The organism is Micromonospora sp. DT43 (assembly GCF_049841645.1).
Lineage (GTDB): Bacteria > Actinomycetota > Actinomycetes > Mycobacteriales > Micromonosporaceae > Micromonospora.
This window is the reverse complement of the sequence record NZ_JBNCKR010000001.1, coordinates 596,172-612,298: the sequence shown is the minus strand read 5'-3', so window position 1 is coordinate 612,298 and position 16,127 is coordinate 596,172. Positions and strand designations below refer to the sequence as shown.

The following is a 16,127-nucleotide window of genomic DNA, read 5'->3' as shown; positions in this document are numbered from 1 at the left end:
GCGGAGTCGTGGGCGCGCCGGGCCCGGCAGACCACTTCCGCTGGAGAGCGGTATACCTGTGAGTCATAAATATGACTCAGAGGTATACCGCTCCTGAGGGAATGGCGCTCCCGGCGCTCAAGCCATGCGTTGAGCCGGCCGGCCCACCTGCCGGCGGGCTCCCGAGCGGGGCCTAACAGCCCACCAGGACCCACCAGTGGAGGAAGCCCGCGAGATGGCTCAGCGGGCGGGGTTGCGGACGCCCTCGGCGAGTTCGGCGCTCAGGGTGCGCAGCGCGGCCAGCCCTTCGGCCTCCGAGGAGGCGTCGAGCACGCACCGGACGAGCGCGCTGCCGACGATCACCCCGTCGGCGTACCCGGCGACCGTGCTGGCCTGCGCGCCGGTGCCCACGCCCAGGCCGACGCCGACGGGAAGGTCGGTGACCGCGCGAACCCGCGAGACCAGCGTGGGGGCGGCGTCGGAGGTACTCGTGCGGGCGCCGGTCACCCCCATCACGGCAGTGGCGTAGACGAAGCCCCGGCAGTTGTCCACCGTCATCGCCACCCGGGCGTCGGTGGACGACGGCGACACCAGGAAGGTGCGGTCCAGGCCGTGCGCGTCCGAGGCGGCCAGCCACTCGGCCGCCTCGTCGGGGATGAGGTCCGGCGTGATCAGGCCGGTTCCGCCGGCGGCGGCGAGGTCGCGGGCGAACACGTCCACGCCGTACCGCTCGATGGGGTTCCAGTAGGTCATCGTGACGACCGGCGCCCCGGTCGCCGCGACCGCCTCGATGATGCGCAGCGTGTCGGCCGTGCGGACGCCGCCGGCCAGCGCGATGTCGCTGGCCTTCTGGATGACCGGGCCGTCCATCACCGGATCGGAGTACGGGATCTCCACCTCGATGACGTCGACGCCTGCCTCGACCATCGCCGTCATGGCCGCGATGCTGCCCTCGACGGTCGGGAAACCGGCCGGCATGCAGCCGACCAGCACGGCCCGCCCGTCGGCCCGGGCCTTGTCGAAGGCCACCCCGATGCGGCTCATCTCAGTGCTCCTTGTCGAGGATGCCGAAGTAGTCCCCGGCGGTGTGCACGTCCTTGTCGCCCCGCCCCGAGAGGTTGACCACGATGGTGGGCTCCCGACCCAGTTCGGCGGCCAGCTTCGGAGCGAGCGTGACGGTGCCGGCGAGGGCGTGCGCGCTCTCGATCGCCGGGATGATCCCCTCGGTGCGGCAGAGCAGTTCGAACGCGGCCATCGCCTCGGCGTCGGTGACGGGCAGGTAGTTGGCGCGGCCGGTGTCGTGCAGCCAGGCGTGCTCGGGCCCGACGCCCGGGTAGTCCAGGCCCGCGGAGATCGAGTGCGACTCCAGCGTCTGCCCGTCGGCGTCCTGCAGCACGTACGTGCGAGCGCCGTGCAGCACGCCCGCCGAGCCTCCGGTGATGCTCGCGGCGTGCCGACTGGTGGCCACCCCGTCGCCGCCGGCCTCGAAGCCGTAGAGGCGCACGTCCTCGTCGGGGACGAAGGCGTGGAAGATGCCCAGCGCGTTGGAACCGCCGCCGACGCAGGCGGTGACCGCGTCCGGCAGCGCGCCGGTCAGGTCGAGGCACTGCTGGCGGGCCTCGTCGCCGATGCCCCGGACGAAGTCCCGGACCATCGCCGGGAACGGGTGCGGCCCGGCGGCGGTGCCGATCAGGTAGTGGGTCTCGTCGACGTTCGCCACCCAGTCGCGCATCGCCTCGTTCATCGCGTCCTTGAGGGTGCGCGAACCGGCGGTGACCGGGACGACGGTGGCGCCGAGCATCCGCATCCGGGCCACGTTGAGCGCCTGCCGCTCGGTGTCGACCTCGCCCATGTAGACCACGCACTCCAGGTCGAACAGGGCGGCGGCGGTCGCGGTGGCGACGCCGTGCTGCCCCGCCCCGGTCTCGGCGATGACCCGGGTCTTGCCCATCCGCTTGGTGAGCAGTGCCTGGCCGAGCACGTTGCGCACCTTGTGGGCGCCTGTGTGGTTGAGGTCCTCACGCTTGAGCAGCACCCGCGCGCCGACCTTGGCGGAGAACCGCCGGGCCTCGTAGAGCAGCGACGGCGTGCCCGCGTAGTCGCGCAGCAGCGCGCCGAACTCGGCCCGGAAGGACTCGTCCGCGATCGCCGTACGCCACGCCCCGTCGAGCTCGTCCAGCGCGGCCACCAGGGCCTCGGGCACGAAACGACCGCCGAAGCGGCCGAAGTGGCCGGCGGAGTCGGGCTGCGAGCCGGCCACCGGGGCCAGCGCATCGGCGCTCATCGGAAATCCTCTCGGTGGGGCGTCACACCGGCGCGGGTCAGCGCACCGGCCGGGGCGTCGCCGGGTGGTTGCCGGCGTTGACCAGTTCGGCCACCGCCTCGCGTGGGCTCTTCTGGGTGACCAGGCCCTCGCCGACGAGAACCGCGTCCGCGCCCGCGGAGGCGTACCGGATCAGGTCGTGCGGCCCGCGGACGCCGGACTCGGCGATCTTGACGACGCTGCTGGGCAGCCCCGGCGCGATCCGCTCGAACACCGACCGATCCACCTGAAGGGTACGCAGGTCACGGGCGTTGACCCCGATCACCTGCGCGCCGGCCTCCAGGGCCCGGTCGGCCTCCTCCTCGTCGTGGACCTCGACCAGCGCGGTCATGCCCAGCGACTCGATCCGCTCCAGCAGGCCCATCAGCACGTTCTGCTCGAGGGCCGCCACGATCAGCAGGACCAGGTCGGCGCCGTGCGCGCGCGCCTCGTGCACCTGGTAGCTGGAGACCACGAAGTCCTTGCGCAGCACCGGCACGGTGACCGCGGCCCGCACGGCGGCCAGGTCGTCCAGCGACCCGCCGAACCAGCGCCCCTCGGTCAGCACGCTGATGGCCCGCGCCCCGCCCGCCGCGTAGTCGACGGCGAGATCGGCCGGATCGGCGATCTCGGCCAGCCGGCCCTTGGACGGCGAGGAGCGCTTGACCTCGGCGATGACCGCGACGCCTGGCTTACGCAACGCCGCGTACGCGTCCAGCGGCGGCGGCGCCGCCGCGGCCAGCTCACGGATCCGTTCCAACGGAACCTGCTCCTGGCGTCGGGCGACGTCCTCGCGCACGCCAGCCAGGATCTCGTCGAGCACGCTTACGGACGCCGCCTGACCGGCTTCGTCCCCCTCCGCGTGCGCATGCTCAGCAGTCACCAACGGACTCCCCTCTCCGGGTGTCATGGGCCGATGCTAGGGGCAGCCGACCGACGCCGGGAGCCGGGGGTATGGCGCTGCTCACGAAAAGGGCTGCGGCATAATGGCCGACTTGCCGTGAACGGGATGTCACGCAGCGCCACCTCCGGCATCGACCGCCGTCACACGACGGGAGCCCGGCGGCCCCGGTCGAACCGGGCCGACCCATCGATCATGCCACTGGTTCCGCCTCGCCGCCCGACGACAACGACACTTGTCGATGCTGTGAGCAAGCTCAAGGCCGAACGGCCGGTCCCAGGTCGCGGGCATGGCGGGACAGTTGACCGGGCGGTCACCCCGGCGAAACGTCAGCCGGCCAGCATCGTCCTCGGGCAGACTCGATGACGCGCCTGCCCGACCGTCCGCCAACTCCTCGTGCGGGGTGACCCATGAGCATTGCCGAGTCGAACCCGAGCATCGGACTGACCACCATCTCACGGACCGTGGCGTCGCTGGCCGTCGGCGTGGTGCACACCCTGGAGCGGGCCGTCGTCGGCGAGGGCCGGGTGCGCACGGCGCGCGGCAACGCCTGGGAGGCGGTCTGCGCCGACCGTGCCCGGGCCGACCAGCGCGCCGAACTGGACCGCCTGGTGGCCGAGCTGGCCGCCGCCCGCGCCGCCTCCGCCCGCCGGCAGCGGGAACGTCAGCCGGTCGGCTGATCGCCCGCTGTCGGATCCTCGCCCCGGTCCAACGCGTCCCACGCCTCGGTGGTCCGCCGCCCGACCATCCGGCCCGGCGGGGCGACAGTCGTGGGGCCACTCTCCGTGACGGTCCGCGTCGGCCGCTCGTAGCGGGCGCCCATCGCCGGCCACCCGCCGCCCCGCAGCGCCGTCCACCCGCCGCCCACGGCGGCGAGCAGACCGCCGAGCAGGCAGAGCGCCGGCCACTGCCGGCTCACCACGCCGCCGAGATCGGCTACCAACCCGTACCCGCCACCCGCCGCCACCGCCACGCCCAGAGCGCCCAGCAGCACGCCCAGCACCCGCCGCACCCGACCCCGGGTGGCCAGCACCGCACCACCGCCGGCCAGCGTGACAAGCGCCAGCGCCGGCAGCCACGGCAGCAGGGCGGCCCCGCTGCGGGCCTCGCGCACCGGCGGCAACGGCGCCGGACGCGCGGTCACCTCGACCGACCAGCCCCTGGTCGCCGCCCACAGCGCCAGGCCCGCGCCGGCCAGGCAGAACAACATGGCGTACGTCAGCTGACGCCGACCACCCACGCCCCCGCTCATCGGGCGGGCCTCAGCGTTTCGGCGGCCGCGATCGCGGCCAGCACGGCGGCGGCCTTGTCGCGCGTCTCCTGCTCCTCGGCGGCCGGGTCGGAGTCGGCGACCACGCCGGCGCCGGCCTGCACGTAGGCGCGTCCGTCGCGGATCAGCGCGGTCCGGATGGCGATCGCCATGTCCAGATCGCCGCCGAACCCGAAGTAGCCGACGGTGCCGCCGTAGAGGCCGCGGCGAACCGGCTCCAACTCCTCGATGATCTCCATGGCCCGCACCTTGGGCGCACCGGAGAGTGTGCCCGCCGGAAAGGTCGCGGCGAGCGCGTCGAACGCCGAGCGGTCGTCACGCAGCGTGCCGGTCACTGTGGAGACGATGTGCATGACGTGGCTGTACCGCTCGATGGTCGCGAACTCGGGCACCTGGACGCTGCCCGGCTCACACACCCGGCCCAGGTCGTTGCGGCCCAGGTCGACGAGCATCACGTGCTCGGAGCGCTCCTTGGGGTCGGCGAGCAGCTCGGCGGCGAGCCCGGCGTCGGCGGCCGCGGTGGCGCCGCGCGGCCGGGTGCCCGCGATCGGGTGCAGCAGCGCCCGGCGCCGTCCGTCGACGTCCGCGGTGACCTTCAGGTGCGCCTCCGGCGACGAGCCGACGATGTCGAACCCGTCGAACCGCAGCAGGTACATGTACGGGCTGGGGTTGCTGGTGCGCAGCACCCGGTAGACGTCCAGCGGGTCGGCGTGCGTCGTCCGCTCGAAGCGCTGGGACAGCACGATCTGGAAGCACTCGCCCGCCCGGATCGCCTCCTTGGCGGCCTCCACCGCCTTCAGGTAACCACCCTCGGGCGTACGACAGAGGACCTCGCCGGCCGGCGGACGGTCCACCGTGGAGATCATCGGCGGGATGGGCCGGGACAGCGCGGTGGTCATCGCGTCGAGGCGGCCCACCGCGTGGTGGTACGCGGCGGTGACCTGCGCGGCGCGGCCCGGGGTGTCCAGCGGCGGCAGCACCGCGTTGGCGACCAGGATCGCCGAGCCGTCGTAGTGGTCGAGCACCACCAGGTCGGTGGCGAGCATCATGCCCAACTCCGGTACGCCCAGGTCGTTCTCGGTCAGCTCGGGCAGCCGCTCGAAGCGGCGGACGAGGTCGTAGCCGAGGTAGCCGACCATGCCCCCGGTCAACGGGGGCAGACCATCGGACGGGTCACCGAGCGGGCCGGCGAGCGCCGCGACGGTGTCCCGCAGCACCCGCACCGGGTCACCGTCGGTGGGCAGCCCGGCCGGTGGCTGACCGAGCCAGGTCGCCACCCCGTCCCGCTCGACGAGGGTGGCGCTGCTGCGGACGCCGATGAACGAGTACCGCGACCAGGCAGTGCCCGCCGAGCCGACACCCTGTTCGGCCGATTCGAGCAGGAACGTGCCGGGCCCGCCGGCGAGCTTGCGGTAGACACCGACCGGGGTCTCGGCGTCGGCCAGCAGGCGTCGGGTGACAGGCACGACGCGCCAGCGGGCAGCCACGTCGGTGAACGTGGTCAGGTCGGGGCTCACCGCGCCGTCGGTCATGCGTCGGTCCTCGTCACGGGCAGCTCGGTGTAGAAGCAGGTCCGGTGCCCGGTGTGGCACGCCGCGCCGACCTGGTCGACGCTTACCAGCAGCGCGTCGCCGTCGCAGTCCAGCGCGACCGAGCGCACGTACTGGTGGTGCCCGGAGGTGGCGCCCTTGACCCAGTACTCCCGACGGCTGCGCGACCAGTAGGTGGCCCGACCGGTGGTGAGGGTGCGGTGCAGCGCCTCGTCGTCCATCCACGCGACCATCAGCACCTCGCCGGAGTCGTGCGCGCGCACCACGGCGGCGACCAGGCCGTCGGCGCTGCGGCGCAGCCGGGCCGCGATGGCCGGGTCGAGCCGGGACGGACGAACCGGCGTCGACGCCGCCGGGTCGCTCGGTTCGCTGGGGACGCCGGTCACCGGCGCGTCAGGTACGGGCACAGTTGCCCATTGTCCCGCACGCGGGGCGGGCACCGGCGACGGCTCCCGCCGAGGGGTCGGCGGGTGGGGCACGGGCCGGGCGAGTTGGGCCACGTACCGGTCCAGCCGGCCGTCGACCAGGGCCTCGGCCAGGTCGGCGCCGCCCGCCTTGGCGATCTCCGCGGCGTACGGGCGGATCAACGGCAGGGTCCCGGCGACCAGCCGTACGGCGGCGGCCCAGAGCTGCCCGGTGCCGCCGGGACGCAGCCCGAGGCAGAGCAGCATGTCCTCCCGGTAGCCGGCCGGGGCGACCGGGAGCTCCAGGGCGGCCGCGAACGCCGCCCGACGGGAGGACACCCGTACCGACGGGTTCGCCGGGCGCAGCACCGACGGGCAGAGTCGGGCGAGGTCCGCGACGGCGAGCCGGACCCCGTAGCGGTCGGCCGCGGTCCGGGCGGCGGCGGCCTTGCCGAGCATGGCGATCAGCTCCTCCAGCCGGGGTGGCTCGGCGGGCTGGCAGAGCACCGGCAGGTCGATCCGGGGCCGCCAGTGCGGGTCGGCCCAGAGCAGCCGGGCCGGCGCGGTGACCGGCAGCCCGAACGCCCAGTCGGCCGGTTTCCCGAGCCGGCGCACCCAGGAGCGGACGTCGCGCGCGGCCACCGAGACGTGGGTGACCCGGCCGGCCGTCTCGGCCAGGTATGCGCGGCGGGCAGCGTACGGGGAGCCGCCGACAAGCACGTCGAGGTCGACGTCGCTGTGCGCGGTGGCGGCCCGTCGGGCGTGACTGCCGCGCAGCAGGATGCCGACGACCGGCCGGTCGGCGGCGTCCCGCAACCGCGCGGCCCAGTCCTCGAGAAACCCGCTGTGCGGTAACGGAGCGTGACCCACGGCGCCATCGTGCCGTACGTCCGATCGGTACGCAATGCCCGTTGCCGGACCTGCTGTCCGGTCCGGAGCCTACTGCCCGTTCTGCCGCTGGGCGCGACGGCGGGCACCGGCGGGGAGGTGGGCCGTTGCGCGTACGGCGTTATCTCATCTAGCGTTGAGTTCAACAGATGATGAGTTTCTCGGAGGTGCGCAGTGGACGACGCGATACGCGTCCGCGACCTGGTGGTCGACCGAGGCGGGCGGCGGGTGCTGGACGGCATCAGCTGCGCCGTTCCGCGCGGCGCCGTGACAGGTCTGCTCGGGCCCAGCGGCAGCGGCAAGACCACGTTCATGCGGGCGGTGGTCGGTGTGCAGGTGGTCAGCACGGGGACGGTCACCGTGCTGGGCCAGCCGGCGGGCACTCCGGCCCTGCGGCACCGGGTGGGTTACCTCACCCAGGCGCCGAGCGTCTACGCCGACCTGACCGTCCGGGAGAACGCCCGCTACTTCGCGGCCCTGTACGGCCGTGGTCGCGCCGAGGCCGATCAGGCGGTCCGTGACGTCGGGCTGGCCGAGGCGGCCGGTCAACTTGTCGTCACCCTCTCCGGTGGTCAGCGCAGCCGGGCCTCGCTGGCCTGTGCCCTGGTCGGCGACCCCGAGCTGGTCATCCTCGACGAGCCGACAGTCGGTCAGGACCCGGTACTGCGGGCCGACCTGTGGGCCCGGTTCCACGCCATGGCCGCCGCCGGCACCACCCTGCTGGTGTCCAGTCACGTGATGGACGAGGCGGCCCGCTGCGACCGGCTGCTGCTGATCCGCCAGGGACGCCTGATCGCCGACGACAGCCCGGCCGCGATCCGCGCCGCCGCCGGCGTGGACGACCTCGACGAAGCGTTCCTGCGACTGATCAGGGCCGGCGCGGTCGACGCACCGGCCGGACGGGAGAACTCGTGAACCCCCGGATCCTGGCGGCCACCACCGGCCGCATCCTGCGCCAACTCCGGCACGACAGGCGCACGATCGCGCTGCTCGTGCTGGTGCCGGCCGTCCTGCTGACCCTCGTCTACTTCATGTACGTCGACCACCCGACCCCGCCGGGGCAGCCGTCGATGTTCGACCGGATCGCGCTTGTGATGCTGGGCATCTTCCCCTTCGTGATCATGTTCCTGGTCACCAGCATCGCGATGCTGCGGGAGCGCACCTCCGGCACCCTGGAACGGCTGCTCACCACACCGCTGGGCAAGCTCGACCTGCTCTTCGGCTACGGCATCGCGTTCGGGCTGGCCGCCGCCGCGCAGGCCGCGGTCGCCGCCGCGGTGGCGTACTGGATCTTCGATCTCCGCACCGTCGGGAGCAGTGGCCTGGTGATCGGGATCGCGGTGCTCGACGCGGTGCTCGGCGTCGCCCTCGGGCTGCTGTGCAGCGCCTTCGCCCGCACCGAGTTCCAGGCAGTACAGTTTCTGCCGGTCGTGGTGGTCCCCCAACTGCTGCTGTGTGGGCTGTTCGTGGCCCGCGACCAGATGGCCGGCTGGCTCCAGGCGCTCAGTGACGCCTTCCCCCTGTCGTACGCCATCGAGGCCTTGCAGGAGGTCGGCGCCAACGCCGAGCCGACCGGCACCATGTGGCGGGATGTGGGTGTGGTGCTCGGCGCGGTGGTGCTGGCACTGGTGCTCGCGGCGGCGACCCTGCGCCGGCGCACCGGCTGACCGGCCGGCGGCGGCCCGCGCACGCGGGTTGCCGCCAGCCGTCGGGCGACCGGCGGCGTGAGCGACGAACGAAGGGCGGCGATGACGCGGCGGACCGGCCGGCGACCCGGCAACCCGGACACCCGGGAGTCGATCCTCGACGCGGCGCGGGCGGCGTTCGCCGAGCGCGGCTTCGACGCCGCTCCGATCCGCGGCATCGCCGCCGCCGCCGGGGTGGACCCGGCGCTTGTGCACCACTACTTCGGCAGCAAGGACCAGCTCTTCCTGGCCGCCATGAACTTCCCCGTCGATCCGGGCGCGGTGCTGCCGGGGGTGCTCGCCGGCGACCGGGACGGCGTGGGTGAACGGCTGGTACGCACGTTCGTCGGCATCTGGGACTCCCCGGCCGGCAGCGCCGGGGTGGCGCTGCTGCGCTCGGCGGTGAGCAACGAGTGGACGGCGCGCCTGCTGCGGGAGTTCATCACCACGCAGGTGCTGCGCCGGGTGCTCGACCAACTCGACGTCGACCCGGCCGAGCTGCCGCTGCGCGGATCACTTGTCGCCACCCAACTGGTCGGGTTGGCGATGATCCGGTACGTGGTACGCATGGAGCCGGTGGCGTCCGCCGACCCGGACACCCTGGTCGCCGCCATCGGCCCCACCATCCAGCGGTACGTCACCGGAGAGCTGCCCACCTAGGACCATGCCGTCCGGGCGGGGTGGGTCAGCGCGGTGGGCGGGCGTCGGCCGGGCGACGCAGCGGCGGCAGCAGCCGGCCCAACTCGTCCGGATCGGCCACCGGACACGGGAACGCCAGCCGGACGCGTCGCCGCGCGCCGGGGCGCCCGAGGGTGACCACCAGGCCGTAACGGTCGATGCGTACCACGCGGGGCGGCCCGTCCGGGGTCTGCTCGGTCAACCCGAGCTGCCGGCGCAAGTAGTCGGTCACCTGGTCGGCGTCGCGCTCGGCGAGGTCGGCCAGCAGCAGCGCCTCGAACGGGTGCACCGGGTCCGGCTCGGCCTCGGCGTACTCCAGCGGGTCGATCCGGTGCACGACGCCGGCCCGCTCCCAGCGGACCTCGGCCACCTCGAAGCGGAACAGCCGGAACCGGACGCCCACGTCGAGCAGGTCGCCGGTCGGCTCGACAGCGGCGAAGTCGAGCGCGGCGCGGCGCGCCTCCTCGTCGTGCAGTTCGGTCGCCCAGCCGGAGACCCAGGCCCGCCCCAGCCCGGGAGCGCCGGCGGCGGGCGGCAGGTCGAGGACGTCCAGGACCACTGCGACGTCGGCGCCCCCGGCGACCGGTTGCAGCGCGGCGCCCAGGTGGCTGGCCACCGGCACCAGCAGCAGCACCCGGCCGTCGGGGTCGGTCACGTGCCGGGCGTGGTGCGGGCCCGGCCGGCGGGCCAGGTGGACGAGACCGGGCAGCCGGCCGGCGACGAGGGTACGCACGATCTCGGCGGGGCTGGGCCGCATGGCACGACCTCCTTCAGAGGTTAGGCTAACCTAACCCGGAGCGTAGAGCACCCGGTCCACCACGTCCACCAGCCAGTGCGCTTCGTTATCGGGTCTGCTCCAGCCAGGAGGCGTACAGCAGCCCGTAGACCGAGTCGGCGTCGCGCACCAACTCGTCGTGCGGGCCGCGCTGCACGATGCGCCCCCGGTCCACCACGATCACCTCGTCGGCAGCCTGGGCGGTGGAGAGCCGGTGCGCGATGGCGAGCGTCGTACGACCCCGCGTGACGGCGTCCAGGGTGCGTTGCAGCCGCACCTCGGTCGCCGGATCCACAGCGCTCGTCGCCTCGTCCAGCACCAGCAGGTCCGGATCGGCCACGTACGCCCGGGCCAGCGCGACAAGCTGCCGCTCCCCGACGCTCAACGCCTCGCCACGCTCACCGACGGGCGTGTCCAGACCGGCGGGCAGGCCCTCCAACCAGTCCGCCAGGCCCAACTCGGTGAACGCGGCGGCGAGCTGCTCGTCTGTCAACTCCGGCCGGGCGAACCGCACGTTGTCCCCCACCGTCGCGTCGAAGAGGAACCCGTCCTGCGGCACCATCACCACCCGGGAGCGCAACGAGTCGAACCGGACGTCCGCCAGCGGCACCCCGGACAACAGCACGGCCCCCGCCGACGGGTCCATCAGACGGGTGAGCAGCTTCGCGAAGGTCGTCTTGCCGCTGCCCGTCTCGCCGACCACCGCCACCCGGCTCTTCGCCGGGATCTCCAGGTCGATGTCGTGCAGCACGGCGGGACCACCCGGATAGGCGAACCGCACCCCGGCGAACCGGATGTCCAGCGCACCGACCGGCAGATCCCGGCCCTGCTCCCCCGGGTCCGCCACGTCCGGGGCGACGTCCAACACGTCCAGCACCCGCCGCCAGCCCGCGATCGCGTTCTGCGCCTCGTTGAGCACCTCGGTGGCGATCTGCACCGGCTGGATGAACAGCGTCACCAGGAAGAGGAACGCGGTCAGCTGGCCGATCGACAGCGTGCCGTCCACACCCAACGTCACCCCGAGCACCACCACGCCCGCCAGCGCCAACCCGGCCGCCAGCTCGCCTACCGAGCTGCCCACGATGCTGATCCGGATCGCCCGCTGCTGCGCCAGGCGCTGATTGTCGATGGCGTCGTCCAGCCGCCGCGCCGTGCGCCCCGCGATGCCGTACGCCCGGATCACCGGCGCGCCCACCACGCTCTCGCCGATCGCGCCCAGCAGCGTGCCGGTGCGCTGACGCACCGTCGCGTACGCCGCGCCGAGACGACGCTGCAACTGACGGATGACGAGCACCGCCGGCAGGAACGCCGCCAACACCACAAGGGTCAACTGCCAGGAGTACGCCAGCATGACGGCAGTCGTCACCACCAGCTGACCCAGGTTGACCAGCAGGATCACCCCGCCCCACTGGAGGAACTGGGTGATCTGGTCGACGTCGCTCGTCACCCGCGAGACCAGCGACCCACGCCGCTCCGACTGCTGGTGCAACATCGACAGGTCGTGCACGTGCCGGAACGCCCGCGTCCGCACATTCGCCAGCGCCGTCTCGCTGACCGTGAACAGCCGGCGCATCATCAGATAGCCGCACGCCGTGGTGACCACGAGGATCGCCGCGGTGACAGCCACCACCGACCACACCACGTCGAGGTTCAGACCACCGACGAGGCCGCGGTCGATGCCCTGCTGCACCGCCACCGGCACGGCCACCCGACCCACCATGTACACCAGGGCCAGACCCAGGGTGGCGGCCAGGCCGGTCCGCAGCTCCGGGGAGAGCGCCAACCCCCGCCGCAGGGTCTGCCAGGTGGTCTCCACCCGCGCGTCCCGCTCGTCGTTAGTCACCGTCGTACTCACCGGGCCAGCCTTTCGTTCGCGACTGCGGGGCTCCGCTGCGCTGCACTCCTCGCGCTCACCGGTCCACCTCGATCTCCAGGCCCGACGGCAGCTGCGCCACCTCGTCGTCGTACGCGCGCTCCTGGGCGCGGTCGACCTCCGCCTGCTCGTACGCGGTGACCAGGTCCACGTAGCCCGCGACGGTGGCCAGCAGCTCGGTGTGCGTGCCCCGGGCGACCACCCGGCCCTGCTCCACGTAGACGACCTCGTCGGCGAGGGCGATCGTCGCCCGGCGGTACGCCACCACCAGGATCGACGCGGCCGGCACTCCCGGCTCACCAGCCGACGCCCGCAGCCCGGCGAGGATGGCCGCCTCCACCCGGGGGTCCACGGCGCTCGTCGCGTCGTCGAGCACCAGCAGGCGTGGCCGCCCGGCCAACGCGCGGGCCAGCGTGAGCCGCTGCCGCTGGCCGCCGGAGAGCGAGGTGCCCCGCTCGCCGACCATCGTGTCCAGCCCGTCCGGCAGCGCGGCGACGAACCCGTCCGCCTCGGCCAGGCGCAGCGCCGCCCAGACGGCCTCGTCGTCGATGCCCGCCCGGTCCAGGGCGACGTTTGCCCGCACGGTGTCGTCGAAGACGAACGGCACCTGCGCGACCAGGGCGACGGTGCCGGCAAGCGACGCGGCGGTCAGGTCGCGCACATCCACGCCGTCCAGCTCGACGACGCCGGAGTCCGGGTCCACCAGGCGGACGGCCAGCGAGGCGATGGTGGACTTCCCGGCGCCGGTCGGCCCGACCAGGGCGACCGTGCGGCCGGCCGGCACGGTGAAGCCGACCTCGCCGAGCACCTGTGCGCCGGGCTGGTGCGCCTCGGCCGGCGGATAGGAGAAGTGCACGTCGGTGAACGTGAGCGTGGCCGGGCCCGAGAGGGCCGGGTCGAGCACACGCTCCCCGTACGGCATCTCGCCGGTGGCGTCGAGCACCCGGCGCACCCGGTCCCAGCCGGCGACGCTGCGCGGCAGCTCGGCCAGCACCCAGCCGATGGCCCGCACCGGGAAGGCCAGCACTGTGAAGAGGAACGCGACGCTTACCAGCTCGGTGACGCTTATCGCGCCCTGGCGCAGGCGGAACGCCCCGACCACGAGCACCGCCAGGGTGCCGAGGCTGGGCAGCGTCTCCAGCAGCGGGTCGAAGACGCCCCGCAGCCGGCCGACCGAGATCAACGCGTCGCGCAGCTCACCGGCGCGGCCGGCGAACCGGGCCGTCTCCTGCGCCTCGCGGCCCATCGTCTTGACCACCAACGCGCCGTCGAAGCTCTCGTGCGCGATGCTGCTGACCTCGGCGCGCAACCGCTGCGCCCGGGCCTGCCGGGGCGCCATCCGGCGGGAGTAGACCACGTTGAGCGCGAACAGCGCGGGAAAGACCGCGAGGCCGACCAGGGCGAGGGCCCAGTCGGTGACGAACAGCGAGACGATGGCGCCGACAAGCATCACAAGCGTGCCCACCGCGAAGGGCAACGGGGCGATGGGATACCAGGCCGCCTCCACGTCTGAGTTGGCGTTGGAGAGCAGCGTGCCGGTGGCGTTGCGGTGGTGCCACGACAGCGGCAGCTCCAGGTAACGGCGGGTGACGCGGCGACGGTAGGCGGCCTGGAGCCGGTACTGCATGTAACCCGCGCCGAGCCGGCGGCCGAAAATGCCCACCACCCGCAGCACGCTGATCCCGAAGAGGGCGATCGCCGCCAGCGCCAGGGTGCCGACGCCCACGTCGCCCCGCGCGATGGCCGGCACCACCACGTCACCGACCACCGCGCCCACCACGTACGCGCTGACGATGACCATCGAGCCGAACAGCACACTGCCGAGCACGGCAACCGCGAAGATCCGCGGCTGCTCCCGGATCGCCTGCCGCAGAACCCCCAGCCCTCTGCCGAGCACGTCTCGGCTTGTCCTGCTCGCCACGCTCTCCCCCGCCGTAAGCCACAATTATCTCCCTCATCCTTACCGGTGCGGGCCGGCACCGCCGACCCGGACGGGATATGTCGACCGTCACGTACCGGACGCGCGGAAGCGGCGGCGCGAGCCGGCTGCCCGCCGCCGCGCGGCGGCGCGTGCGCGGGCCTACGATCGGACCATGTCGCGGTACGCCCGAGCCGAGCGCGAGGCGCTGGCCGATCTCCTCCTGGCCCTCGGGCCCGACGCGCCGACGATCAACGAGGGCTGGGCGACCCGTGACCTCGCCGCGCACCTGGTGTTGCGGGAGCGTCGTCCCGACGCGGCCGGCGGGATCCTGCTGGCGCCGTTGCGGGGGCACGCCGAACGGGTTCGCCGACGGCTCGCCGCCGGGCCCTACCCCGATCTGGTGGAGCGGGTGCGCCGGCCCCCGGTGTGGAGCCCGATCAGCAACCCGCTGACCGACGAGCTGGTCAACACGATGGAGTTCTTCATCCACCACGAGGACGTGCGGCGGGCCGTTGCGGGGTGGCAGCCGCGCGAGCTGTCCCGCGGTGTGCAGACGACCCTGTGGAAGCGGGTCGCCCCGCTGGCCAGGTTGACGCTGCGCCGCTTTCCGGCGGACCTCTACGTGCAGGCGCCCGGTTACGGCGAGGTCTCCGTCGGCCGCGGCGGCGAGCGGCTGCGTCTGGTGGGCGCTCCCGCCGAGTTGACCCTGTTCCTCTCCGGGCGGCAACGGGTGGCCCGGGTGCAACTGGACGGTTCGCCGACGTCCGCGCGGCAGCTCCGCAACGCCAGCCTGGGCATGTGACTTACTGCACCTAATCGGTCACACGAAAGCGGGCATTCGCCTCAGTCCCAGCGATGCATGCCGATACCTCCTCCCGTACGCTTCAGCGCGCCGTTCCGCGCCGGGGCGGCACGATGTGGGGGCACACGATGCGGAGCTTCGCGATCTCGGCGCTACGGGAACCCTCCTTCACGGCGGGGCGCCACAAGTCCACGGATCGAGTGGCGAGCGAGAGCGTCGAGTGGGCGCGCGCGTTCGGCCTGGTCAATTCCGGTCACCAGGTACACCGACTTCAACGGGCCGACGCCGCCGGCCTGGCCGGCCGGGCCTGCCCGGACGGGCCGACGCGAGGGCTGCGGCTCCTCACCGACCTGATCTCCTGGCTCTTCGTCATGGACGACGCCTGCGACGAGGACGGCCTCGGCGCGGACCCGAGCCGGCTGGCGCCTGTCGTCGCCGCCCTGCTCGACGTGCTGGACCGGTGCGGTGACCCGCTCGCGACACCGCCGTCGGACGCCGGCCCACTGGGGGCCGCGTTGCACGACCTGTGCCGCCGGACCCGGGCACAGGGCCGGGCGCCGATGTTGCTGCGCTTCGTCAGTCAGGTGCGCCAGTACCTGCTTGCGCTGCTCTGGGAGGCCGCCAACCGGGAACGCCGGCGGGTACCGAGCGTGACGGAGTACGTCCAACTGCGTCGGCACATCGGCGGCGTACACCCCTGTCTCACCCTGACCGATCTGGCGTCGGAGCAGCCACCCGGGCCGACCCGGCGTGCCGACCCGGCCCTGACCGCCCTGGACCTGCTGGCGGTGGACCTGGTCTGCTGGTGCAACGACCTCTTCTCGTACGGCAAGGAGAGCCGGACCGACCCGGACGCGCACAATCTGGTGACGGTCATCGCGCAGGAGAGCGGTCTGGCCGAGGCGGACGCGCTGCGGGCGGCCGCCGACCGTTTCAACAGGGGGTTGGCGGCGTACCTGGTGGCCGAGGAGAGGTTGCTGGCCAGTGGCGTCGACGCGTTGCACCCGCCGCTGGCCACGCGGCGCAACTGGGTCCGGGCCACCTACGACTGGTCACTCGTGGCCGCCCGCTACGCCTGATGTGGGGCACCGGCCGGCGG

15 protein-coding genes and 1 pseudogene are annotated in these 16,127 nt (G+C 73.4%); 6 read left to right on the top strand and 10 right to left on the bottom strand.

The annotated features are described in order from the left end of the window. Nucleotides 1–219 precede the first annotated feature (219 nt). Genes trpA through trpC form a run of 3 tightly spaced genes read right to left on the bottom strand, consistent with a single transcriptional unit; the run spans nucleotide 220 to nucleotide 3,104 of the window. A complete protein-coding gene (gene trpA / locus ACLQ26_RS02875) occupies nucleotides 220–1,023 on the bottom strand; it encodes a tryptophan synthase subunit alpha (protein ID WP_425742957.1) in 804 nt (267 codons plus the stop codon). A 1-nt stretch (nucleotide 1,024) separates the two neighbouring features. Next, nucleotides 1,025–2,263: a tryptophan synthase subunit beta gene (trpB, locus tag ACLQ26_RS02870; RefSeq protein ID WP_425742956.1), complete on the bottom strand. Its 1,239-nt coding sequence runs from the start codon at nucleotides 2,261–2,263 to the stop codon at nucleotides 1,025–1,027. A 37-nt stretch (nucleotides 2,264–2,300) separates the two neighbouring features. Then, nucleotides 2,301–3,104, bottom strand: a complete 804-nt coding sequence (gene trpC / locus ACLQ26_RS02865) for an indole-3-glycerol phosphate synthase TrpC (RefSeq protein ID WP_039906616.1) — start codon at nucleotides 3,102–3,104, stop codon at nucleotides 2,301–2,303. Nucleotides 3,105–3,592: 488 nt separating this feature from the next. Here trpC and ACLQ26_RS02860 point away from each other — a divergent pair, with 488 nt between their 5' ends. Then, on the top strand, nucleotides 3,593–3,862 hold the full coding sequence (locus ACLQ26_RS02860) for a hypothetical protein (protein ID WP_363688696.1): 270 nt from the start codon (nucleotides 3,593–3,595) through the stop codon (nucleotides 3,860–3,862). Here the strand turns inward: ACLQ26_RS02860 and ACLQ26_RS02855 are convergent. From ACLQ26_RS02855 to ACLQ26_RS02840, 4 genes and pseudogenes are all read right to left on the bottom strand, one after another. Then, a complete protein-coding gene (locus ACLQ26_RS02855; protein ID WP_425742955.1) occupies nucleotides 3,847–4,434 on the bottom strand; it encodes a Trp biosynthesis-associated membrane protein in 588 nt (195 codons plus the stop codon). The genes ACLQ26_RS02860 and ACLQ26_RS02855 overlap by 16 nt on opposite strands. Beyond that, entirely contained in the window at nucleotides 4,431–5,984 is a 1,554-nt protein-coding gene (locus tag ACLQ26_RS02850; protein WP_425742954.1) for an anthranilate synthase component I, read from the bottom strand. The genes ACLQ26_RS02855 and ACLQ26_RS02850 overlap by 4 nt, the downstream gene beginning before the upstream one ends. After that, a complete protein-coding gene (gene hisI, locus ACLQ26_RS02845) occupies nucleotides 5,981–6,409 on the bottom strand; it encodes a phosphoribosyl-AMP cyclohydrolase (protein WP_425743135.1) in 429 nt (142 codons plus the stop codon). The genes ACLQ26_RS02850 and hisI overlap by 4 nt, the downstream gene beginning before the upstream one ends. Nucleotides 6,410–6,589: 180 nt before the next feature. Then, nucleotides 6,590–6,913 (bottom strand): annotated as a pseudogene (locus ACLQ26_RS02840) (phosphoribosyl-AMP cyclohydrolase); the annotation flags it as partial. Nucleotides 6,914–7,468: 555 nt separating this feature from the next. Here ACLQ26_RS02840 and ACLQ26_RS02835 point away from each other — a divergent pair. From ACLQ26_RS02835 to ACLQ26_RS02825, 3 genes are all read left to right on the top strand, one after another. After that, a complete protein-coding gene (locus tag ACLQ26_RS02835) occupies nucleotides 7,469–8,209 on the top strand; it encodes an ABC transporter ATP-binding protein (RefSeq protein WP_425742953.1) in 741 nt (246 codons plus the stop codon). Next, nucleotides 8,206–8,961 carry an ABC transporter permease gene (locus ACLQ26_RS02830; protein WP_425742952.1) on the top strand — a complete coding sequence of 252 codons (756 nt, stop codon included), beginning with the start codon at nucleotides 8,206–8,208 and terminating at the stop codon, nucleotides 8,959–8,961. Before ACLQ26_RS02835 ends, ACLQ26_RS02830 begins: the two co-directional genes overlap by 4 nt. 81 nt (nucleotides 8,962–9,042) lie before the next feature. Continuing rightward, a complete protein-coding gene (locus tag ACLQ26_RS02825) occupies nucleotides 9,043–9,639 on the top strand; it encodes a TetR family transcriptional regulator (RefSeq protein WP_425742951.1) in 597 nt (198 codons plus the stop codon). A gap of 25 nt (nucleotides 9,640–9,664) precedes the next feature. Here the strand turns inward: ACLQ26_RS02825 and ACLQ26_RS02820 are convergent, their stop codons facing one another. From ACLQ26_RS02820 to ACLQ26_RS02810, 3 genes are all read right to left on the bottom strand, one after another. Next, nucleotides 9,665–10,414, bottom strand: a complete 750-nt coding sequence (locus ACLQ26_RS02820) for a DUF2470 domain-containing protein (RefSeq protein WP_425742950.1) — start codon at nucleotides 10,412–10,414, stop codon at nucleotides 9,665–9,667. Between the two features lie 85 nt (nucleotides 10,415–10,499). After that, on the bottom strand, nucleotides 10,500–12,287 hold the full coding sequence (locus ACLQ26_RS02815; RefSeq protein ID WP_425742949.1) for an ABC transporter ATP-binding protein: 1,788 nt from the start codon (nucleotides 12,285–12,287) through the stop codon (nucleotides 10,500–10,502). A 55-nt stretch (nucleotides 12,288–12,342) separates the two neighbouring features. After that, the gene (locus tag ACLQ26_RS02810) at nucleotides 12,343–14,226 is read right to left on the bottom strand and encodes an ABC transporter ATP-binding protein (RefSeq protein WP_425742948.1); all 1,884 of its coding nucleotides are present in this window, start codon (nucleotides 14,224–14,226) and stop codon (nucleotides 12,343–12,345) included. A 172-nt stretch (nucleotides 14,227–14,398) separates the two neighbouring features. Between ACLQ26_RS02810 and ACLQ26_RS02805 the strand changes: the two genes are divergently transcribed. Continuing rightward, nucleotides 14,399–15,028: a TIGR03085 family metal-binding protein gene (locus ACLQ26_RS02805; RefSeq protein ID WP_425742947.1), complete on the top strand. Its 630-nt coding sequence runs from the start codon at nucleotides 14,399–14,401 to the stop codon at nucleotides 15,026–15,028. Nucleotides 15,029–15,156: 128 nt separating this feature from the next. Next, entirely contained in the window at nucleotides 15,157–16,107 is a 951-nt protein-coding gene (locus ACLQ26_RS02800; RefSeq protein WP_425742946.1) for a terpene synthase family protein, read from the top strand. The last annotated feature ends 20 nt before the right edge of the window (nucleotides 16,108–16,127 follow it).